General features: G+C 56.1%; 21 protein-coding genes. 13 read left to right on the top strand and 8 right to left on the bottom strand.

The genetic code is table 11. From position 1 onward, the window contains the following. The first annotated feature begins 22 nt into the window (after window positions 1-22). The 3 genes from IZV00_RS02185 to IZV00_RS02175 are packed head-to-tail and all read left to right on the top strand — an operon-like array spanning window position 23 to window position 1,046. Complete coding sequence (locus tag IZV00_RS02185) at window positions 23-376, top strand: histidine kinase (protein ID WP_196225584.1); 354 nt, start codon at window positions 23-25, stop codon at window positions 374-376. Continuing rightward, the gene (locus IZV00_RS02180; protein WP_196225583.1) at window positions 373-753 is read left to right on the top strand and encodes a group III truncated hemoglobin; all 381 of its coding nucleotides are present in this window, start codon (window positions 373-375) and stop codon (window positions 751-753) included. The genes IZV00_RS02185 and IZV00_RS02180 overlap by 4 nt, the downstream gene beginning before the upstream one ends. Next, the gene (locus IZV00_RS02175) at window positions 750-1,046 is read left to right on the top strand and encodes a DUF1971 domain-containing protein (protein WP_196225582.1); all 297 of its coding nucleotides are present in this window, start codon (window positions 750-752) and stop codon (window positions 1,044-1,046) included. The genes IZV00_RS02180 and IZV00_RS02175 overlap by 4 nt, the downstream gene beginning before the upstream one ends. 56 nt (window positions 1,047-1,102) lie before the next feature. Here the strand turns inward: IZV00_RS02175 and IZV00_RS02170 are convergent, their stop codons facing one another. From IZV00_RS02170 to rnk, 5 genes are all read right to left on the bottom strand, one after another. Next, the gene (locus IZV00_RS02170) at window positions 1,103-1,477 is read right to left on the bottom strand and encodes an STAS/SEC14 domain-containing protein (RefSeq protein ID WP_196225581.1); all 375 of its coding nucleotides are present in this window, start codon (window positions 1,475-1,477) and stop codon (window positions 1,103-1,105) included. A 244-nt stretch (window positions 1,478-1,721) separates the two neighbouring features. After that, complete coding sequence (locus IZV00_RS02165) at window positions 1,722-2,315, bottom strand: hypothetical protein (protein ID WP_196225580.1); 594 nt, start codon at window positions 2,313-2,315, stop codon at window positions 1,722-1,724. A gap of 404 nt (window positions 2,316-2,719) precedes the next feature. Continuing rightward, the gene (locus IZV00_RS02160) at window positions 2,720-3,013 is read right to left on the bottom strand and encodes a hypothetical protein (RefSeq protein WP_196225579.1); all 294 of its coding nucleotides are present in this window, start codon (window positions 3,011-3,013) and stop codon (window positions 2,720-2,722) included. A 533-nt stretch (window positions 3,014-3,546) separates the two neighbouring features. After that, window positions 3,547-4,263, bottom strand: coding sequence for a uroporphyrinogen-III synthase (locus tag IZV00_RS02155; protein WP_196225578.1), 717 nt, complete (start codon window positions 4,261-4,263; stop codon window positions 3,547-3,549). Window positions 4,264-4,710: 447 nt separating this feature from the next. Next, window positions 4,711-5,115, bottom strand: coding sequence for a nucleoside diphosphate kinase regulator (gene rnk, locus IZV00_RS02150; protein ID WP_196225577.1), 405 nt, complete (start codon window positions 5,113-5,115; stop codon window positions 4,711-4,713). Window positions 5,116-5,448: 333 nt separating this feature from the next. On the opposite strand from rnk, the gene IZV00_RS02145 reads away from it, so the two are divergent. The 3 genes from IZV00_RS02145 to IZV00_RS02135 all read left to right on the top strand — a co-directional run bounded on the left by IZV00_RS02145 (window position 5,449) and on the right by IZV00_RS02135 (window position 8,687). Beyond that, window positions 5,449-6,456, top strand: a complete 1,008-nt coding sequence (locus IZV00_RS02145; protein WP_196225576.1) for a rod shape-determining protein — start codon at window positions 5,449-5,451, stop codon at window positions 6,454-6,456. A gap of 589 nt (window positions 6,457-7,045) precedes the next feature. Next, window positions 7,046-7,912 (top strand): CoA transferase subunit A, encoded by an 867-nt coding sequence (locus tag IZV00_RS02140; protein WP_230463264.1) that lies wholly within the window; start codon window positions 7,046-7,048, stop codon window positions 7,910-7,912. Continuing rightward, window positions 7,842-8,687 carry a CoA-transferase subunit beta gene (locus IZV00_RS02135; protein ID WP_230463263.1) on the top strand — a complete coding sequence of 282 codons (846 nt, stop codon included), beginning with the start codon at window positions 7,842-7,844 and terminating at the stop codon, window positions 8,685-8,687. Before IZV00_RS02140 ends, IZV00_RS02135 begins: the two co-directional genes overlap by 71 nt. A gap of 418 nt (window positions 8,688-9,105) precedes the next feature. Here the strand turns inward: IZV00_RS02135 and IZV00_RS02130 are convergent, their stop codons facing one another. Both IZV00_RS02130 and IZV00_RS02125 read right to left on the bottom strand, forming a co-directional pair. Next, a complete protein-coding gene (locus tag IZV00_RS02130; RefSeq protein WP_196225573.1) occupies window positions 9,106-9,378 on the bottom strand; it encodes a hypothetical protein in 273 nt (90 codons plus the stop codon). Between the two features lie 123 nt (window positions 9,379-9,501). After that, entirely contained in the window at window positions 9,502-9,942 is a 441-nt protein-coding gene (locus IZV00_RS02125) for a MarR family winged helix-turn-helix transcriptional regulator (protein WP_196225572.1), read from the bottom strand. A gap of 75 nt (window positions 9,943-10,017) precedes the next feature. Here IZV00_RS02125 and IZV00_RS02120 point away from each other — a divergent pair, with 75 nt between their 5' ends. Then, on the top strand, window positions 10,018-11,817 hold the full coding sequence (locus IZV00_RS02120) for a chloride channel protein (protein ID WP_196225571.1): 1,800 nt from the start codon (window positions 10,018-10,020) through the stop codon (window positions 11,815-11,817). Window positions 11,818-12,202: 385 nt separating this feature from the next. Here IZV00_RS02120 and IZV00_RS02115 read toward each other — a convergent pair whose 3' ends face one another. Next, complete coding sequence (locus IZV00_RS02115; protein WP_230463262.1) at window positions 12,203-13,021, bottom strand: universal stress protein; 819 nt, start codon at window positions 13,019-13,021, stop codon at window positions 12,203-12,205. Window positions 13,022-13,385: 364 nt separating this feature from the next. On the opposite strand from IZV00_RS02115, the gene IZV00_RS02110 reads away from it, so the two are divergent. From IZV00_RS02110 to IZV00_RS02085, 6 genes are all read left to right on the top strand, one after another. Beyond that, complete coding sequence (locus tag IZV00_RS02110; protein WP_230463261.1) at window positions 13,386-15,182, top strand: assimilatory sulfite reductase (NADPH) flavoprotein subunit; 1,797 nt, start codon at window positions 13,386-13,388, stop codon at window positions 15,180-15,182. Window positions 15,183-15,193: 11 nt separating this feature from the next. Beyond that, entirely contained in the window at window positions 15,194-16,912 is a 1,719-nt protein-coding gene (locus tag IZV00_RS02105; protein WP_196225569.1) for an NADPH-dependent assimilatory sulfite reductase hemoprotein subunit, read from the top strand. Further along, window positions 16,905-18,077: a cystathionine gamma-synthase gene (metB, locus tag IZV00_RS02100; RefSeq protein WP_196225568.1), complete on the top strand. Its 1,173-nt coding sequence runs from the start codon at window positions 16,905-16,907 to the stop codon at window positions 18,075-18,077. Before IZV00_RS02105 ends, metB begins: the two co-directional genes overlap by 8 nt. 216 nt (window positions 18,078-18,293) lie before the next feature. After that, the gene (locus IZV00_RS02095) at window positions 18,294-18,788 is read left to right on the top strand and encodes a TlpA family protein disulfide reductase (RefSeq protein ID WP_230463260.1); all 495 of its coding nucleotides are present in this window, start codon (window positions 18,294-18,296) and stop codon (window positions 18,786-18,788) included. Continuing rightward, entirely contained in the window at window positions 18,778-19,095 is a 318-nt protein-coding gene (locus IZV00_RS02090; RefSeq protein ID WP_196225567.1) for a hypothetical protein, read from the top strand. The genes IZV00_RS02095 and IZV00_RS02090 overlap by 11 nt, the downstream gene beginning before the upstream one ends. Beyond that, a complete protein-coding gene (locus tag IZV00_RS02085) occupies window positions 19,092-19,466 on the top strand; it encodes a DUF488 domain-containing protein (RefSeq protein WP_196225566.1) in 375 nt (124 codons plus the stop codon). The genes IZV00_RS02090 and IZV00_RS02085 overlap by 4 nt, the downstream gene beginning before the upstream one ends. Window positions 19,467-19,481: the final 15 nt, after the last annotated feature.

Genomic DNA, 19,481 nt, shown 5'->3' with positions numbered 1-19,481 from the left:
TGAATGGGAGAGGAGAGCGAAGATGACCAGGGACAATCCGGTCCTGCTGTTCATCGATGATGCAGCGCTCCTCTCCTCGATCGAATTCGCCCTGTCAGTAGTGGGGATCAAGGCAGCGGCAGGGTCGGACCTATCCGATCCGGCCGCTGCCGTTGCCTTTGTGGTGGACCTGGATTGCGCGCAGGGGCTTGAACGACTTGCCGAGCTTCGGAGGAAATGCGCCACCCCTGCGATCCTGCTGGCGACAAATCCCACCCGCGCGCTTCGCGCTTCAGCCGCTGAACTAAACGCCATTCTCATTGAAAAGCCGCTGCTGGAAGACGAACTCATGCAAACCCTGAACCTGATCCTGCAGAGCCAGAAGGCAGCGTCATGACGACTGAAATCAAGGAAGAAGATATCGCGCGCCTCGTCCCTGCCTTTTACGAGCGGGTCCGGCAGGATCGGGTCCTAGGACCGATCTTCAATGGTGCGATAGACGATTGGCCCCACCATCTCGGCAAGCTTCAGGACTTCTGGTCCTCGGTCATGCTGACGTCGGGGCGATACAAGGGGCAACCGATGGTGGCGCATGTTCGGCACGCCGAGCACATGACCGATGACAACTTCGCCAAATGGTTGGCGCTGTGGCGGGAGGTCAGCGACGAACTGCTCTCACCCGCCGCCGCAACGGCCTTCCAGCAAAAGGCGGATCGGATCGCGGAAAGCCTGCAGCTTGGCGTTCAATTCTACCGAGAAAGGAATGAAGCATGATCGGTCACCTTCCTGACGGGGTCAGACCCTATAACCGCACGCCGACCTTCACCGAGAAGACTATACCGGCAGGTCTGCTGAACGATCATCAGACGAAGGAAGGCACCTGGGGTCTGATTCGCGTGGAGGAAGGCGAACTGCGCTATATCGTGACCGATCCGCGCAGAACGCTGGCAGAAGTTATATTGTCCAGCGGGACGTTGCCCGGCATTGTCGAGCCGACCATCTTGCACCGAGTCGAGCCGCTAGGTTCGGTACGCTTTCACGTTGAATTTAGTAGGCTGGAGCCATGATGGAGCGCTGCCAGGTGCGGATGGCGCAATTTTCCAACTAGATGTTCTTACCTCTACTAGCAACTTAAAATCGGCTCCGCTAGCCAAGCCCGCGCTTCCGCCTCGTCATTGAAACTCTTCACAAGTGGATTATCGGAAATCCGCTGGGCCTGCAGTTTGGAGAGCATGCCCGAAACCAGGATCGCGACCCGTCCGTCAGCATTCATGCCGTCTGCGCTGGTCATCTTGGAAAATGCGTTTACCACCTCGGCCGATTGAGGCGGCATGTCTCGGCTGTCGAACAGCATTTTAATGGGTCGTCCATCTGAGCGGATCCGGCTCAGAAGCGCGGTGAACTCTGCGTGATACCGCCCGAATTCTGCCAGGTTCCAAAATCCGCTCGCCCTCTGGGACAGCACGCGCGTTTGTTCGTCGAATTCCAAAATGTACATAGGAGCCTCACTGATCCGACTTGCTTACATCAAAATACTTAATTCTTAGCGCTCGACATCCGAGAGGCTGCTGAAATGTAGCCGAGTTTCGCGGATGTTGAACAGCGCGCGCTCTCCATTCTAGGGCAACGAGGCTCGAAACCGCGGATGATTCCATTGTTCCCCTTTGATCATCAAACCGGCCGCTTTCATTATAAGCGATCTCGTTTGCAACATTAGACTCTCACTCACACATTATCCTATACTATTCACAAACACTCCTTGTAACAGAAGTTCGCTTCCAGGTTGGCAATCTATTAGCATGTTCGACATTGACTTGTGCTTTCAATATCTCGGACATTGTTAGCATAACGCGGCGAGTTCCCGGAGCGGCAGGTATCCTCGGATCACACCAAAAATCTGAATAGAAGGCCGCTCGAAGTCTTAGCGCGCGGCTATAATCGACCCCGGCCGAACTCAGGTTTATCTTGATCGCGTCAACGGCCTCGCCGGCTGCCTTCAGTGACAGCCCACTCTTGCTTGAACGGCTTTGGACAAGCTTGCGCTGAGCTTCCACGGCGATGCTCAAAGGGGGCGACCGAAATTGGTCCGCCAGTGCAGCGAATATGGCCGACTTGCGGTCCCCATCGCCCGAGAGGCGGAGTGCAACGGCGAGATATTGATCTTCCGGCAGTGGCGACAGCTCCAGCCGCGCTAATTCTGAAAACCCATCATCTCGGATCGCTCTTAAGCGCACCTCCTGACCTGGCCGTACCAAGATCGCCTCTGCCCGCTCTGCAGCGCCTCTGATAAGGGTGACAAAGAACGTCCTGCACTCCGCGGAAACATCGATCGACATATCCTTACCTATTCCTCAGCTGATTTGATGATCATGCTGCAGCCGGAGGTTCCGGCACGGTGGGAGGGGTCGGCTCGGGCTGCGAATTGCGTTTTGGAAAGGGGATCACACGCGGTTCAGGCGCTTGCGTTTCTGCAGGTTCAAGCGGTGACTCTCGTTCATATGCGGCTGTCTTGATCATTGGCTACTCCCGACCAGCGTACTCCGCTGCCGTTACAAGATTCAAAATCAACCCCGGGCTCCTCCCTCACAAACCCGGGGCCGCTACTCGTTGATTAATCGCCTAATTCTATTCACTAGATCTCTCCGATGCGCATCTTATCGCGTAGCCCAGTCGATATGCCTTCAATTATCCGCATATCCTTGATCGCATAAGCGTGAATTCTTCCACTATAAGCCATTCTTCAATGAAGCCAGTACAGGAAAACTACAAAGCTGATGGCGATAATGATTAGCAAACCACTATTCAGCCATGGCCGACTAAGAGCTTCCGACTGCTCCATGATGAATTTGTCCAGCTTTCTGTGTGATTTTTCACATATCGACATGATGGCGATTTCAGCCGCAGGCAGATGGGGAAATGTCTCGATCATCTCAGCGAGCTGACCGACGCTGACGTCGGGATATCGATCGAGTAGTTCTACGAAGCGGCAAGAGCGGCGCCCAAACGGACGCGGTTTTACAAAAACGGCGCACATTGCGGTCTCCTGATCTATTTGCGTTCAAATGTGCCCGCCTGTCGGCTTACATCAGCCTGATGCGACACGGGCGCAAGAGGATGCGGTCGCTTGTCCCACAACATCCACAGTAGGATCGACATAATGACAACAGCCGCGACAATCGAACTAGTTTTCGCATGCAGACTCGGCATTAGTGCTCGGTTGTCCCGCAGGAACTTGTCGAGCTTTCTTGAACTACCCGGAGTGGATCTTAGCCGCCTTATCTGATCGTCTCGCGCTGAACGGACAAACCCAATGACCTCTTTCAGTTCTTCTCGGGAAAGATTGGGATAATATGAAAGAAGCACAGCAATTCGGCCATCAGGATAGGCTGCAGCACTAACCTCGAACTCGTTGACGCAGCATTTATCTGCATGATTGGCTGAAGACGATGCATATTTTTCGAAACGACGAGGCATGGGATCAGAGCCATTTCCTTAAAAGAGCCAAGGGCTCAACAATGAACGGAATAGATCGCCTTAGTTGATTGGCTAATGCGAAGCTTATCGAAGCTAAAAACTTGGCGGGGGGCCCCTTCCACCTAGCAAATCAAGCATTGCCCGCTCATTAGGCTTTTCCGAAACATTTACTCTTCCATGTGCAAGATGCCGCAGGGGATCGGCGGCAGCTTCGGAGATGCAATAGGCGGTCCCCTGCCACTGCTCTCCGCAATCGGCTATGAGCTGAGCGATAATCCTACCCGCCTTCGCTGAGTGTATCAGAACTCCGTCCATCCAAGGCATGGCGGCCAATGCGGGAGTAATTGTGTTCGAAGGAGAGCGTAGACTTTCATATACGGTGATCTGGCGAGCGGCATAACCTCTCTCGTTCAACGATAGCGCGAGTTCCACTGCAGGCTCAGCAGCACTATAGTAGATGATTTCAGAGCCTTTAGGCATGTGATCCTTGATCAGTATCTCCAGATCAAGCGCATTTCCGTCGGCCGATTGCACCCGACGATAGCCAGCATCGCGCGCCAGCTTCGCCGTTCGCTCGCCAACTGTAAAAACAGGCAGATCACGAAAGCGGCAGTCCAAGCGGTGGTGCTCGATAGCGTGAATGCTGGTAAACGCGAGCGCATCAGGTTGGGTTGATAGTGCCTCATGAGGCCTTGGCTTGATCGTGAGAAGGGGAATTGTGAGCGCCTTGTGCCCAATCCCCTTCAGCCGATGTGCGGTAAGCATGTTATACGGTGATGTTCGAGTAACCCATATGAACTTCGGTCCCATGATGGCCTCTCAGACAAAATTAGCTAGAAAATATCCACCCATGTGCCGCAGTCGCGAAGATTACTTCTCACGCACGCCTGTGAATCTCATCTTGTACACAGACGTTGGCGCTGAAGGCGCCCAGTGGAGGCAGAAAGGAGGGAACGGCCCCGACGCGATCGGCGTCAGGGCTTAGGCGCGCGACAGCGCGCTGCTTCCAGACCGGCGCGCCGGTCTCTCGTGTTTCCTGCTAACGAACATCCGTCTAATGTAGAGTGCAGAGCAGGAAAGGCAAGCATGCATTCCCACGACATTCGAAGCGGCAAGTTTCCGTGCCCAAATTTCCTCTAAGTCAGACTATCGCCTGAACAGTGCTACAAAGGTCGGCGCAGTGCTCCTACCCGCTCCCCAGCGGTGTTCAAACATCTGGCTGCGCGAAAACATCCCGTAATTTGAATGAATGATAGACTATCTTTCGTGCACCACCCTGACGATCTTAAGCTCTCGCTCGCGTCCATCACGATCTGGGCACAATATTGACTGCCCTTCCCTCAGGCCGATGAGACCAGCACCAACCGGCGTCAGAATAGATATTCGGCCGGATGAAATGTCGGCTTCTCGCGGATAAACCAGCTGGTAGCTGTGCGCCTTTTCTCCAGTCTCGTCGGTGAAATCGACAGTGGCGTTCATCGTCACAACGTCTTGAGGGATGCGCGCTGCCGAGTAAATGTGAGCCCGCGCAGTTTCCTCCAGGAGAAGCTTGCTCACCTGCGGGATCCGTCTTTCAGCAGCGATTGCGAGATCAGTGATCGCGTCGGCTTCGGAATCGATCATATGGATTTGCGGGCGGCGACGCCCCTTCTTGCTGGTCATACACTTTGCTTTCCGGATGAGCGCTCACGCCCCTGTTGCGAGGCAAAGCTTGTTTTCGATCCGAGCCCCGAGTTCAGGGCACCAAGCACCGGAACCCGGGGCTACATGCCCGCGAGAAGCTGCCCCCCGTGGTGGCGAAAGCGATGATGAGAGTGACCGGCCTTCATTCTTCCATGATGCCGTTGTAGCCCGCTTATGTCAAACCTGACCGACAACATCCCGTAATGGAACACCGCCAATGAGGACCGCGCTTCAGGTGTGGGGCAGCCAGACACAAATCCGCGGACGAGGCAAAGGCGAGACAAAGGCGGGAATGATCGCTATGTCAGACGGATGCTTTCTTCCTTATCTCTGAGGCGGCCGGAACTCGCAATCGATTTTGGCACTGCAAATTTGCGGGTAATTCATCGCGATGGCGGTATCCTTTTCGACGAACCCTCGCTTTGCTGCTTTGCCAATTTTCGAACTAATCCCCAACTCTTTGCGGCGGGCAGTGCGGCAGAGGCAATGGTCGATCGCACACCTCCAAGCCTGCAGGTGAGAAGACCCTTACGGCGGGGCGTTCTACAAGATATCGGCACTGCGGCCGAGCTGTTGCGATATGCTATCCGCCACGCTCTGGGCCGCAGACAGGTGAGAGGGCTCCGAGCGCTCATCGGGGTTCCTGCCGACGCCACGCAAGCTGAACGACGAGCCCTCCTGACCGCGGCTGATGATGCTGGACTGGCTCCCGTACGTTTAGTTCATGAGCCACTTGCCGCCGCAGTTGGTGCCGGAATCCAGATCAACAAGCCAGCGGGTGTGCTGGTGCTGGAATGTGGCGCGGGTACCACTGAGGTGGCGGTTCTTTCATTGGGCGGAATTTGCCTGACTCGCTCCGTTCGGATCGGAGGCGCCTCATTGAACAAAGTGATCGCCGATCATCTTCACCTTCGGCACAAGATTCTTGTTGGTGCGCCAACGGCAGAACGCATCAAAAGGAACTGCTCTTCTTTGAAGGGCGGCTACCCCTCGGACAAGGTGATCGAAGTCCGCGGCCGGAGCCTTGTGTCCATGGCTCCGACGTCCCTAAGCATTTCCGCGTCAGAACTGGATCCAGTGATCGACAAGCACGTTAGGCAAATCGTAGAAGCCGTGCGGGACGTACTGAACCAAACGCCACCGGAGCTCAGCCAGGATCTGCATGAACATGGCGCCTTGCTCACAGGTGGCGGCGCCTTGACGCCCCGTCTCGTTGAGTCGCTTCAGAAGGAGCTCGGTCTGCCAGTGCTTGTCGCTGAGGATCCGGCTCATTGTGTTGCGCGCGGTTTACAGTCTGCCCTCCAAACTGCGCGAGGATAATCAAAGGGGAGAGGACTAGCTGTGGCAGGTCCCAGCCGACGCCAATGAGGCATCATAACTGCAAAGAACTCCGCACATCAGTCTACTTCCAGACTGATACTGAAGACGCATGCAGCTACCCCGCGCCGCAATCCTCCCGTTCCAGAAAGCGGTTCACAAAATTTCAGCTTACACTCGCAAATAGACCGATGGCTTCAACGTTATAGGCTCCAGAGAATTTTGGTGCTGCAAGCGACGCTTGACTTTCGAGCGCCGCCAAGGCGATAATGTCTTATGCGCAGTCTCTGCTCTCGTCGTTCTCGCGAACTTAACTCCGGCAGCATCGTCGCAGGCATTTAAGCCCCGGCCGGAGGCGTGCTGCCTTCGGACCGGGGTTTATGGCTCTATGGATCCACTTTCAGCACATGCTGTTGGCCGGATCTTTCCTCTGCCATGACCGAGCGCAAGAGTTTTGGCCCTCAACAAGAATGGTCATAACTCGACCCTCGACACTTCTGCACCACAAAGCTCGCAACTCTGCCTGCTCCGTCGGGCAGGTGAAGAACGCTGCGCGCATGACCGAGTTCTGTAAAAGATGATTAATAAGGTAATGACGGTAGACGAAATCATCGCCGAGCTACGCGATGGTATGAGCATTGGACTGGGAGGCTGGGCTACACGACGCAAGCCAATGGCGCTGGTGCGTGCAATAGCGCGCTCATCCCTGAAAGATCTTACGGTTATCGCAGGATATGGAGGCCCAGATGTTGGACTTCTTGCCGCTACTGGGAAGATCAGAAAATTGATCTTCTCGTTTGTAACCCTGGACCATATTCCGCTGGATCCCCATTACCGAGCGGCTAGAGAAAAAGGCGCATTCCAGGTTTGGGAAGTCGATGAGGGCATGTTCCACTGGGGTTTGCGTGCTGCGGCGATGAAACTACCATTTTTGCCGACGCGCGTCGGGATCGGAACGGATGTGATCAATCAGCCTGGCTTTAAAATGATTACAAGCCCTTACCAGGATGAGGAAGAACTGGTGGCAATGCCACCTATCACACCTGATGTGGCACTCATCCACGCTCATCGTTCAGACGACCGTGGAAATATACTCAACCTCAGTGTCGATCCCATTTTCGACGAACTGCTCGTACGTGCTTCCGAGCGCAGCTACGTAACGGTCGAGAAAATAGTATCAACGGCAGCACTGGATATGAAGACTAACAGTCGCTTCAATCTCGTTGAACGGGCTCTCATAAGCGGCGTGGCGGAAGCGCCGTTCGGCGCTCACCCAACGAGCGGATCTCCTGATTACGAGATCGATCTCGATCATCTCAGGCTGTACTCAAAAAGTGCCAGCTCTGCCGAACAATGGGACGACTACAGATCTAACTTCATCAATGTAGATGAAGCGTCGTATCTATCTGCCGTGGGCGGGCCGTCTAAAGTGTCCAGCTTACCAAAGCCGATTTACTGAAAGGTCTTTGTACATGATCAACTCAAGTCATCCCCTTTCGGAATTGATGATTACTGCCTGCGCTGAAGCTTGGCGGGATGCAGGTGAAATCATGGTGACCGGAATTGGCCCGATCCCGCGGATCGCAGCAGGTCTGGCAAAGCGTACTTTCAGTCCCGCAATCCAGATTACGGATGGCGAGGCATGGTACACCTCCGAACCGCTTCCTCTAGGCCAAAGTCATCAACAACCCGTGTACGAAGGGCCGGCAAATTACGACCGCGTGTTTTCAACACTCTGGAGCGGAAAGCGCCATGCGATGGTTACGCCGGTACAGATCGACCGCTACGGCCAGGCAAACATCAGCGTTATCGGGGATCATAAGCAACCTCGGACTGCCATGCTTGGCGTGAGAGGCTTTCCCGGCAATTCCATTTGCCACCCGAATAGCTTCTTCTTCCCGAAGCACAACAAACGTGTCTTTGTTGAAGGGGAGGTCGACTTCGTCTGCATGGCCGGATATAATCCGGATCGATACCCAGGCGGACAAATGCCCAAAGGGCTTGATCTCAGATTGATTGTCACAGAGTTATGCGTTCTCGACTTTGGCGGAACTCATCACTCAATCCGTATCAGATCACTGCACCCAGGCGTCACGTTTGACGAAGTTCAGGACAATACGGGATTTTCAGTTACTCGCCCTTCTGCGCCAATCCCCACAACTTGCATGCCTACACCGGCGCAGCTAGCGATTATATCTCAACTGGATCCAGAGGAGAAAAGAAATAGGTCATGAACGAAGTAGCATCTGGTTGAGGTGAGAATAAGGGTGAATGGGTATTCTGCCGCGCCCTAAGAAGCGCGGCAGGTTTTCGTCGTCGATGCTAATGGACCGATGCACACCCTGATGTTCGCGAAAGAGCGGCTTTCGTCACCAAATGGTAAAAGAAATATTCCTCACGAGCAGGGACCTCAACGTTCCTGCTCGATCCCGAGAGCTGCCAGGGCGCTCAAAACTATTCCACGCCGGTGCCTAGAACTAAGTTTTTTGGCCGCGGGATACGCCTCCCGACGGATGCGCTTGGCTACACGCAGTATCTCTGCAATAGACGGCTCGCGGCCCTCTCTGATGCACCCAATGATAACGGGGTAAGGTGCAGGATGAACCGAAAAATCCTGATCCAATTGATCCATTTACCTCTCCTTTTCTCATTTTAAGCACTATGATCTCTATGCCACTTTCGACCAACCGGCCATAAAATCAATGCACCTAGGCATGTATATACGACGACCATTTGCACAAAGGTACTCGCCGTCAGATGATGAGGCAAGCCGATCCAACCTAGGCAAAGCAGAAATGGGACGCCAATTTCCGGGTGGTGTACGAGTTTGAAGGCGTTCCAGCCAAGATAACAAAGCAGGAATGCAGCGATCAGGCTTCCGACAACGTCAACGAACCAGCCGCCGAGGATCTCGTGCAGGGTCATGCGCTCCTCCACCGAATTGCCAGACGCCAACCATTAAGTTATATCGTCTTACGATACAGAATGCAAGGGCGTCACAGGGTTGCCTCTCGTCGTCCGCAAGCAGTTTGTCGCTGCTGATGCGCCTCATTCAGCCCCTTGGCGGTCATACACAACATCGAATTCGCTAAGAATATCGAGCAACAGAGGCTTCAATCTCCGTATTTCGTCACGATGGACTGCCGAAAGATCGGCGAGGATCTCATACGCTCTGTCGGTGAGGCGCAGCATCGCACGCCGGCGATCATTGCTCGCTGCTTTGCGTGCAACAAGGCCCAAGGCTACCAAGCGATCCACAAGGCCAGTCGCACTATGTGGTTTCAAGACCAATCTTTCGGCCACATGCCCTACCGTGGCTTCGTCGGGAGAGGCCGCCCGAATTGCTAAGAGCGCTTGGTGCTGCTGTGGCGTAAGCCCGACCTCGGCTGCCTGAACCTCGCTGAACGCCTGAAAATGGCGGATCGCGTGCCGAAACTTCGCCAATGCTGCATAGTCCGAATCTTGAAGTGGATCGGCTTTGGCACGCACATCATTCTCCGCGGTTGTATATGATCGTACTACGATATAAATGCCCTCTCTCGCTGAGAAGGGCCAGTTATTTTAATGTCACCTACACCTGCACGCGCCGTCGAACATCTTAAACTGGGCGATCATAGCGTCGATCGACGCATGCTGCTGCTCGCGGCTATGGCCATTGTGGTTGGCTCTGGCGGGGCCATGGGTGCATGGATCCTTGTTAAGCTCATTGCCTTTGCTACCAATCTCTTCTGGTTCGGGCGCTTTTCCATCGACGATGTACACATCACGGATGCTTCCCTTGGTTTGTGGTTGGTCGCCATACCTATTCTGGGAAGTCTCATCGTCGGGCTGATGGCACGTTTTGGTTCTGAAAAGATACGGGGACATGGCATTCCCGAAGCGATCGAGACGATCCTCTTCGGCGAAAGCCGCCTTTCCGTCAAAGTCGCTCTGCTCAAGCCAATATCATCGGCCATTTCGATCGGTAGCGGAGGACCATTTGGTGCGGAGGGGCCGATTATCATGACCGGCGGCGCTATCGGATCCCTGTTCGCGCAATGCTTCCATCTGAGCGCCGCCGAACGCAAAACCTTACTTGTAGCTGGCGCAGCGGCGGGAATGACGGCAATATTCGGAACGCCGCTTGCCGCTATTCTGCTCGCCATCGAAGTCTTGCTTTTCGAATGGAAGCCGCGCAGCTTCGTGCCTGTGGTCGTCGCTGCGATGGTAGCGTTCGCTTTGCGCCCTCACCTGCTCGGCTCAGGCCCGATGTTTCCCATGGCGGGCCTGTTTCCAAAAACGGACTGGAATTTGGCAGCAGCGGCAGCTGTGGGAATTGGAGTCGGTCTGCAGGCCGCACTGCTTTCCAGCTCGCTCTACTATATCGAGGATCTCTTTCAAAAGCTGCCCGTGCACTGGATGTGGTGGCCAGCGATCGGAGCGATTGCGGTAGGTGTAGGAGGTTTGATCGACGCCCACGTTCTGGGAGCTGGTTACGGCAACATCGATGCGTTGCTGAACGGCTCACTTACTCTCAGGGTCGCGATGGCGTTGCTTGTCGTCAAAGCTGTGGTCTGGCTGATCGCGCTGGGATCTGGAACGTCTGGCGGTGTGCTCGCTCCCCTCCTCATCCTGGGTGGTGCAGCAGGCTTTCTCATGGGCCAATTTCTCCCGGGGGAAGCGGGCTTCTGGGCTATGATAGGAATGGCGGGCATCATGAGCGGAGCGATGCGCGCCCCACTAACGGGCGCCATGTTTGCCGCTGAGCTCACTGCTCATTTCAGTGCCCTACCCCTTACGATGACGTCTGCGGCGGCAGCTTATGGTATTAGCGTCCTCCTAATGAGGCGGTCTATCCTGACTGAAAAAATTGCCCGCCGCGGTCGCCACATACTTCAGGAATATACAGTCGATGCTCTCGACCTGCTGCAAGCGGGGCAGCTTATGACGGAGAATCCCGATACCTTGCCGGGATCCATGACCAAGTCGGAGGCGCTAAACTTCTTCTCGGGCGACGCCCGCCATCGCAGCTATCCCGTAGTAAATGAGGAGCAACGTCTCATTGGTCTAGTTTCAAGAACCGACGCTCTGCGCTGGCAGGTTGATCCCCGCGAAGCGGAGACTCCGCTCAGCGAAGCGATTTCAGACGCAGCACAACCGGTCGCCTTCGCCGACACTCCTTCGGGCGTCGTGGCGGACATGATCATTGACAGCGGGATTGGGCGCATACCCATTGTCGAGAGAGACACTCATCGCGTGATCGGCATACTCTCACGCCAGGATCTGCTCAAAGCGCGCGGCGCCCACAGGCAGGCGGAAACTGGCCGATCACGTTTCGTTTTCAAATCAGCACAGCAAAGCTCAACCAACCCAATTTCTAACTAAGGTGAAAAAGCGCCAACATTCCGCGAGTGCAACTCCGAACGCCATGATCATGACGCCGACAGTTCGAACGGCTATGTCAGGCCACTTTGTTCATCAGATGCAACAAGTCGGGATCTTGTCCGTTCTGATTGCCCGGTCCACCGGTGTACAGCTGCCCTGGGAAATGGCGTGGAAAAATCGGGAAGCACCAGAACAAGGGTGAAAGCATTACCTGCAAAAACATAGCCCAAAACTCATCATCCCTCATCTTGGAATGGCAACACAGTCGGCCACGCCTCCCATTTGGGGGACGCAACTTTCAAACTAGTAAACAAAACCTGCTGCATTTTATGCAGCCGCAGGTTCCGGCAATCTGCGCCTATGGCAGTAGCGATCATGCACGCTCTTAGTGGGACAAAAACAAGGCCGGGCGATGCTTGCTTTCGAGCAGATATTGGGTCGTACCGCCGAAGATGAAACGGTGAAGTCGCGGGTGGCCAAACGCGCCAGCTACCAACAAGCTTGCGTCCATGTCCCTTGATGCATCGATTATGGCCGGACCGGGGTCCCCCTCGGTATGCACGATCTGGGTATCGATGCGTATTCCCTGATCCAAAAGATACCGAACTCCTCGCGCGCCATCGGACGGCCGCCCCGTGTTATCGAGCACCGTCAGGAGGACCACGCGATCGGCGTGTCTAAGCAGCGGGATCGAACGACGCAAGGCGCGGGATGATTCCCTGCCCCCATCCCACGCGATTGCTACGGTCCCGCCCATCACGGGTGGCCTGTCGGCAAGGAAAGCGGGCCGGCGTTCATCGAGCAGAAGCTGCTGGAATGCCCCAGCAAACAAACCATTGCCTTCGGCAGCCGATCGCTCCCAGATCACAACATCGGCTAGCCGGGCGGCGGACCTAAGTCCGAGCCAGTCATCGGTGGTCACCTCCTCATACAGAATGTTAGGGTAATCCAATTCTGCCAAGAGACGGCGGCAGCGAGCGCGCAGCCGGTCGGTTTCCGCCTCAATTGCAGTCACAGCCATATCGGTCACACTCAAGCCGCCCTCCAGCGCTACCCAATTGAACAGACTGGTCGGTGACGGCGAGGCGAATACCACTGAAATCGTCGCACTAAATGGGACGGCAAGCGCTTTAGCGACTGACAGCGCCTGTGCATCACTTGTGCCCCCCAAAACGGGTGCCAATATGTTGGTCCAGACCATCATATCCTCCTTCAAACACAAGCCGCTCCGATGCCCTTTCCATGGAGGCTGGATGGCAGCCTCAGCATAAATGGGGGTCATTTCTGCCCAAGCAAGCGATTGTTATTGGAGTTTAGCAACAACTTTTTTACTGTCATTTTGTGCGGCAATACAGCAGGAGCATGCGGAGAGAGGGGCACAAACAAAGGAACCCGATGGCTGTCTTCTATCATTAATATTGCTTGGAAGCAGAAATAATATTCATTTGCATCATGGAGATATGCTGAGCAAAGGTTCTTTCTAAGGATCCTTCGACGCGGTGTGCTGGCCGATCATGCTTGATGGTAACGCTGCCGCAAGGAGACGCTGTACGCTGAGGAGCGAGCGCTTGTCTGCAAATGAACTTTTGGGAGATCTCCTAACTCTGGAACAATCCATACTGGTCGAGAAAATAGCCCGGTCACTTGATCGAAAGCAGGCGCGTTGGCTTAGCGGCTATTTCGCCGGGCTTGAAGCCGGATTTCGGATGCCGCAACCGCAATCGATCGCGTCAGCACCGGCACGCACGCTTACCATACTTTACGGCACCGAGACTGGAAATGCCGCTGAGGTTGCTAGGACGCTCGCAGCCTCCGCTATCGACAAGGGACTGAGCTGCACCCTTTGCGATATGGCAGACTATAAAGTTCGTCAGCTTGGTCAGGAGCAGGATCTGCTGATCATCGTCAGCACATACGGTGAAGGTGACCCGCCACAGCCAGCGACGGGCTTCTTCGAGTATGCCGAGGGCCGCAAGGCGCCTAATCTCAAAGGCGCCAGATTCGCCGTGCTCGCGCTCGGCGATTCAACCTATGAATATTATTGTCAGGCCGGAAAACGTCTTGATCAGCGCTTTGAGGAACTCGGCGCGGAGCGTCTCGCCCCCCGGGTCGACTGCGATGTGGATTATGAAGAACCTACGAAAGCCTGGATCACGTCAATCCTCGATGCGCTTGTCACCAAAGCCACGGGGAACCGCGTACCGAGCGCCAATCTGTTCAGTACAGCCGCCTGCGCGCCGACGGCGACTTACGACAAGCGCAACCCCTTCCCAGCTACGATCATCGAAAACATCGCGATCGTGGGCCGCGGCTCATCCAAGGAAACCCGGCACCTCGAATTCTCACTAGCAGGCTCGGGCCTCTCTTACGACCCGGGCGATGCTCTGGGCATCGCGGTTCAGAACGATCCTGCCGTTGTTGCCGAGTTGCTCGATGCACTCGGGCTTTCCGCCGACGCCGATGTCGAGCTGAAAGATAGCCATTGTACACTTGGTGAAGCTTTGACCGTGCGCTTCGAAATCACGGCAGCAACGCCGCGCTTCATCGATTACTGGGCACTCGTCAGCGGTGCCTCGCTGCTTACACAGATGCAGGATGAGGACCGCGCCGGCGAACGTTCGGTGTTTCTGCGCACCCATCACCTGATCGATGTCATCCGCCGCTTCCCCGTGCAGGACATGAAGCCACAGAGTTTTATCTCGGCACTTCGGCCGCTCCAGCCACGTCTCTATTCGTTGGCCTCGAGCCTCAGCGCTGCGCCCAATGAAGCCCATCTCACGGTGGCCCCGGTCCGGTACACCCTCCACGGCGCAGCGCGCTGCGGGGTTGCCTCCGGCCTTCTTGCAGACCGCGCGCATATCGACACCGTCTTGCCTGTTTACATCCAGAGCAATCATCATTTCCGGCTGCCGGCGAATGATGCGCCGATCTTGATGATCGGAGCTGGAACAGGCGTCGCGCCCTATCGAGCTTTCCTGCAAGACCGTGAGGCGAAGGGTGTCTCCGGCAAAAGCTGGCTGTTTTTTGGGGAGCGGAACTTTCGCACCGACTTTCTGTACCAACGCGAGTGGCAGAGTTGGCTAAAGGACGGAACGCTAACGCGCATGGACGTCGCCTTTTCGCGTGATAGCGCTGACAAAGTCTATGTTCAGCACCGTATGAAAGAGCAGAGCCACGAAATCTTCGCTTGGCTTGAGGAAGGAGCGCATGTTTACGTCTGCGGCGACGCCGCCAATCTTGCGCCTGACGTCCACAATGCTCTGGTCGATATCGTGGCACGTGAAGCTCATACGGGCCGCGAGGCAGCTGAGGACTATGTCCGCTCCCTCCAGGCCGATCACCGCTACCAGCGCGATGTCTATTGAAGAGGCCGGATATGCCCGATGAAACCCTCATTGACCGCACGCACGACCTGTCTCAGCCACTTGAAAGGCTCAGTCCGGATGAGCGCATGAAGGACCGCAGTGACTATCTGCGCGGTACGATCGCCGAAGGCCTACTCGACCAGATCACCGGCGCCGTCCCCTCCTCTGACGACGTGAAGCTGATGAAGTTCCACGGAATCTACCAGCAGGATGATCGCGACCTGCGCGACGAACGTCGGCGCCAGAAGCTCGAGCCTGCCTACCAATTCATGATCCGCGTCCGGTTGCCCGGCGGCGTGTGCACGCCCGCCCAATGGCTGAAACTTGATGCACTTGCCCGCGCGCACGGCGGCGAAACGCTGCGCCTCACGAGCCGCCAAACCTTTCAGTTCCATTGGGTCTTGAAAGACCGTCTGCTGCCGATCATCCAAGGTTTGCACGAGACGCTGCTCGACACCATAGCTGCGTGCGGCGACGACAGTCGCGGCGTGATGTGTACGGCAGATCCCCAAAGCTCACGCTTTCATGCTGAGGTCGCAGCCCTGGCAAAGCGCGTCAGTGACCACGTCATTCCCAAAACCCGAGCCTATCACGAGATCTGGTATGGCAGCGAGCGTATCGGCACGTCAAAGGCGGAGGAGCCATTTTACGGCCGCACCTATCTACCACGTAAGTTCAAGATCGGTTTCGCGCTGCCACCGTCGAACGATATCGATGTTTATGCACAGGATCTCGGGCTGATTGCGATCGCCGATGAAGAGCAGCTGATCGGGTTCAACGTCGCGATCGGCGGTGGCATGGGCCGCACCGACCAGGCCCTCGAAACCTATCCACGGCTTGCCAGCGTAATTGGATTTGTGCCCGTTGAGCGTGTCATCACCTGTGTCGACGCGGTCATGGCAGTCCAGCGCGACTACGGTGATCGGCAAAACCGCCAACGCGCTCGCTTCAAATATACGATCGACGACAAGGGTCTAAACAGGATCAAGGTGGAAATTGAGCGGCGCATGGACTTCGTGTTCGAAGACGCGCGCGCATTCCAGTTCACCTCGAACGGCGACAGCTATGGCTGGAATGCCACGCCTGATGGTCGCTACCACCGAACGCTTGTCATCGAAAATGGACGTCTCAACCTAAAATTGCTCGACGCGCTCCGCGACGTCGCTCGAGTGCACCAAGGGACATTCAGGCTAACAGCAAACCAAAATCTCATCGTCGCCGGCGTCGAGGCAGACAAACGAGCCGGGATCGATGCGATATTAGCTGAACATCTGCCGAATATCGATCAAGTTTCGGCAATACGGCGTAGCGCTATCGCCTGCGTCGCTCTGCCAACCTGCGGGCTCGCGATGGCCGAAAGTGAGCGCTATTTGCCTTCCCTGCTGAGCAAGATCGAGGCGATCCTTGCCGAGCATGGTCTTTCAAACGAGCCGATTACGGTCCGGATGAGCGGCTGCCCGAATGGATGCTCGCGCCCCTATGTTGCCGAAATTGGGCTGACTGGGCGAGCGCCCGGGAGGTATAATCTCTATTTTGGCGGCGGCTTCCACGGCGAACGCCTGAACCGCATGGTCCGAGAGAATGTTGGGGAAGCAACGATCCTGAAAGTTCTGACCGACGCTCTCGCACACTATGCTCGTGAGCGATTGCCCGGCGAGCATTTCGGAGATTTCACCATTCGCGTCGGCATCGTGCGCGAAGTCATGGAAGGGCGCTTTTTCAATGACTGATCGCACAGACGACAATCCGCGCCCCCAGACTGTCACGTCGGCCTACGGCGTGGCGAGCGACCCCACATTTGGTGCCGTCGCCCCCCCTCTCTACCTGTCGAGCACCTATGAGTTCGCCGGCTACGATGAGCCCCGCGTCTACGATTATGGTCGAGCAGGAAATCCTAATCGGGAGCTGCTGAGCGACGCTCTTTCCAAACTCGAAAGGGGAGCTGGAGCAGTCATCACTTCGAGCGGAATGTCCGCGCTTGATCTCCTCGTCGGCAGAAGACGGCCCGACGATCTGATCCTTGCCCCGCATGACTGCTATGGTGGCACCATGCGGCTGCTCAAGGCACGTGCAGATCTTGGCCACTGCAGCGTCCGGTTTGTCAACCAGTCCGAAATGAGCGCATTCGAAACCGCATTGGAGGAAGTACCCGCGCTCGTCCTTATTGAGACCCCAAGCAATCCCTTGATGCGAGTCGTCGATATTGCTGCCCTCTCGCGCAAAGCACGGTCAGCGGGCGCAACGGTCGCGGTCGACAACACTTTCCTGTCACCCGCGATCCAACGTCCTATCGAACTCGGTGCGGATTATGTGATCCACTCCACGACCAAATATCTGAATGGCCATTCAGACGTGATCGGGGGAGCAATTGTCGCAGCCGACCCAGCCCAGGTAGAGCAACTGCGGCATTGGGCGAATGTTGTCGGCTGCGCTGGCGCTCCCTTCGATTCATGGCTGACGTTGCGTGGACTGCGCACGCTCTTTCCCCGCATGGAGCAGCAGCAGGTCAACGCGATGGCGGTTGCCCAATTCCTCGAGAACCATCCTGCTGTGGCGAAGGTTCACTACCCGGGCCTGCCAACGCATCCAAGCCATGCGATCGCTTCGCGGCAGCAGCGCGGATTCGGCGCGATGCTGAGTTTCGAGCTGCACGGCGGCGTTCTCTCCGTGCGCCGGTTCCTTAGCGCAGTGCGGTTCTTCACACTCGCGGAGTCTCTCGGCGGCGTTGAAAGCCTTGTGGCTCATCCGGCTACGATGACGCACGCTGACATGGGCGAGGATGCGCGTGCCACCGCGGGCATCACCGACAGCCTCTTACGGCTTTCCGTTGGTCTGGAGGCGGAACGGGATCTACTCGCCGGCCTTGATGAAGGCCTTGCAGCCTGCAGCGGCTAATAGCCTCAAAAGCACGAGAATGAAGGATCAACAACGATGCCCATATATGTATTCATAGTCGATTTCTTCGCTATAACCCTCGTGATTGTGGGCTTTTCAATGGCTTTTCCTGCGTATCGCGGGGGTGATGGTGATGGTCTTCGGCATCGCGATCGGCATGATGGTGACCTTGTTCAATCTGGCTCAGCTCTAGCGAAATGGTGATAGAAGGTGATCATGATGAAAAGCGCTGCAGCCCCGCTCGCCCCGGACTGGCATGTGGCAGAATGGTTCAATAGCTCAAGCCCACTTGATCTTGAGAGCCTGCGTGGCAAGGTCGTCGCTCTTCATGCCTTTCAGATGCTGTGTCCGGGCTGCGTCATTAATAGCCTTCCGCAAGCGCAACGCATCGCTCAGACCTTCGATCCGGCCGATCTGGCCGTCATCGGCTTCCACACCGTGTTTGAGCATAATGAGGTAATGACGCCCCAAGCACTGGCTGTCTTCATTCGCGAGTTCCGGCTGACCTTTCCTGTGGGCGTCGATCTTCCTGGTGCGGGTCCAATCCCGAAGACCATGGCCGGCTATGGGATGCAGGGGACGCCGACACTTGTCCTGATCGACCACCGCGGCCGCCTGCGCAAGCATACATTCGGCACGGAGGACGACATGCGCGTCGGGGCCGATATCGGCTTGCTCCTAGCAGAACGGGAACGGTCCGATGCCCAGTGAAGGTGACGATACCATCGATCCTGGCCAGCTTGAAGACGCGGTCCGTTACATCGCGCTGCGCCACCGTATCGATGATGGCACACTGGAAATCTTAGCAGAAGAGGTCTTGCACGACCGCTTTCGAACTCGCGTCACGCTAAACGAAGAAAAGCGCAGAGACTGCGTAATCGAGATCTGCCGCCAGGTCCGGCTCCTGCTTGCAAGCGGATCCGTCATCGACGCTATTGATGAAGCGTCGATCGAGTCCTTTCCTGCTAGTGACCCACCCGCCCGGATCGGACGCAAACCATCGGAAGGCAGGCGATGAGCACGCTTCGCATCAAGCGCATATATGACCCCGCGGTTCCGACTGACGGCTTCCGTGTCTTGGTGGATCGACTTTGGCCACGAGGTGTGTCCAAGACAAGGGCAGCTCTCGATCTATGGCTGAAGGAGATTGCACCGTCAGCGGAATTGCGTGAGTGGTTCGACCATGAGCCAGCCCGTTTCGATGAATTTGCCGAAAAATATCGCGCCGAACTGATGAACAACGTCGAGCCGGTCAAACAGCTTTGTGGCATCGTCAAATCCCGTAACACCACGCTTCTATACGGTGCGCAAGATCGGCATATCAATCAGGCTGTCGTGCTGGGAAAATTCCTTGCCAAACACGGAGTTCGTTTCAAGACGAACGGCTGAAGGACTTTGACCAAG

The organism is Sphingobium sp. Cam5-1 (assembly GCF_015693305.1).
Taxonomy (GTDB): Bacteria; Pseudomonadota; Alphaproteobacteria; order Sphingomonadales; family Sphingomonadaceae; genus Sphingobium.
The sequence above is the reverse complement of the archived record's forward strand: the minus strand, read 5'-3'. Positions and strand labels throughout refer to the sequence as shown.

Excerpts from the sequence above, each read along its gene's own strand:
- IZV00_RS02185 (WP_196225584.1), top strand. The coding sequence starts at position 23 with ATGACCAGGGACAATCCGGTCCTGCTGTTCATCGATGATGCAGCGCTC.
- IZV00_RS02180 (WP_196225583.1), top strand. The coding sequence starts at position 373 with ATGACGACTGAAATCAAGGAAGAAGATATCGCGCGCCTCGTCCCTGCC.
- IZV00_RS02175 (WP_196225582.1), top strand. The coding sequence starts at position 750 with ATGATCGGTCACCTTCCTGACGGGGTCAGACCCTATAACCGCACGCCG.
- IZV00_RS02170 (WP_196225581.1), bottom strand. The coding sequence starts at position 1,477 with ATGTACATTTTGGAATTCGACGAACAAACGCGCGTGCTGTCCCAGAGG.
- IZV00_RS02165 (WP_196225580.1), bottom strand. The coding sequence starts at position 2,315 with ATGTCGATCGATGTTTCCGCGGAGTGCAGGACGTTCTTTGTCACCCTT.
- IZV00_RS02160 (WP_196225579.1), bottom strand. The coding sequence starts at position 3,013 with ATGTGCGCCGTTTTTGTAAAACCGCGTCCGTTTGGGCGCCGCTCTTGC.
- IZV00_RS02155 (WP_196225578.1), bottom strand. The coding sequence starts at position 4,263 with ATGGGACCGAAGTTCATATGGGTTACTCGAACATCACCGTATAACATG.
- rnk (WP_196225577.1), bottom strand. The coding sequence starts at position 5,115 with ATGACCAGCAAGAAGGGGCGTCGCCGCCCGCAAATCCATATGATCGAT.
- IZV00_RS02145 (WP_196225576.1), top strand. The coding sequence starts at position 5,449 with ATGCTTTCTTCCTTATCTCTGAGGCGGCCGGAACTCGCAATCGATTTT.
- IZV00_RS02140 (WP_230463264.1), top strand. The coding sequence starts at position 7,046 with ATGACGGTAGACGAAATCATCGCCGAGCTACGCGATGGTATGAGCATT.
- IZV00_RS02135 (WP_230463263.1), top strand. The coding sequence starts at position 7,842 with ATGAAGCGTCGTATCTATCTGCCGTGGGCGGGCCGTCTAAAGTGTCCA.
- IZV00_RS02130 (WP_196225573.1), bottom strand. The coding sequence starts at position 9,378 with ATGACCCTGCACGAGATCCTCGGCGGCTGGTTCGTTGACGTTGTCGGA.
- IZV00_RS02120 (WP_196225571.1), top strand. The coding sequence starts at position 10,018 with ATGTCACCTACACCTGCACGCGCCGTCGAACATCTTAAACTGGGCGAT.
- IZV00_RS02115 (WP_230463262.1), bottom strand. The coding sequence starts at position 13,021 with ATGATGGTCTGGACCAACATATTGGCACCCGTTTTGGGGGGCACAAGT.
- IZV00_RS02105 (WP_196225569.1), top strand. The coding sequence starts at position 15,194 with ATGCCCGATGAAACCCTCATTGACCGCACGCACGACCTGTCTCAGCCA.
- metB (WP_196225568.1), top strand. The coding sequence starts at position 16,905 with ATGACTGATCGCACAGACGACAATCCGCGCCCCCAGACTGTCACGTCG.
- IZV00_RS02095 (WP_230463260.1), top strand. The coding sequence starts at position 18,294 with ATGATGAAAAGCGCTGCAGCCCCGCTCGCCCCGGACTGGCATGTGGCA.
- IZV00_RS02090 (WP_196225567.1), top strand. The coding sequence starts at position 18,778 with ATGCCCAGTGAAGGTGACGATACCATCGATCCTGGCCAGCTTGAAGAC.
- IZV00_RS02085 (WP_196225566.1), top strand. The coding sequence starts at position 19,092 with ATGAGCACGCTTCGCATCAAGCGCATATATGACCCCGCGGTTCCGACT.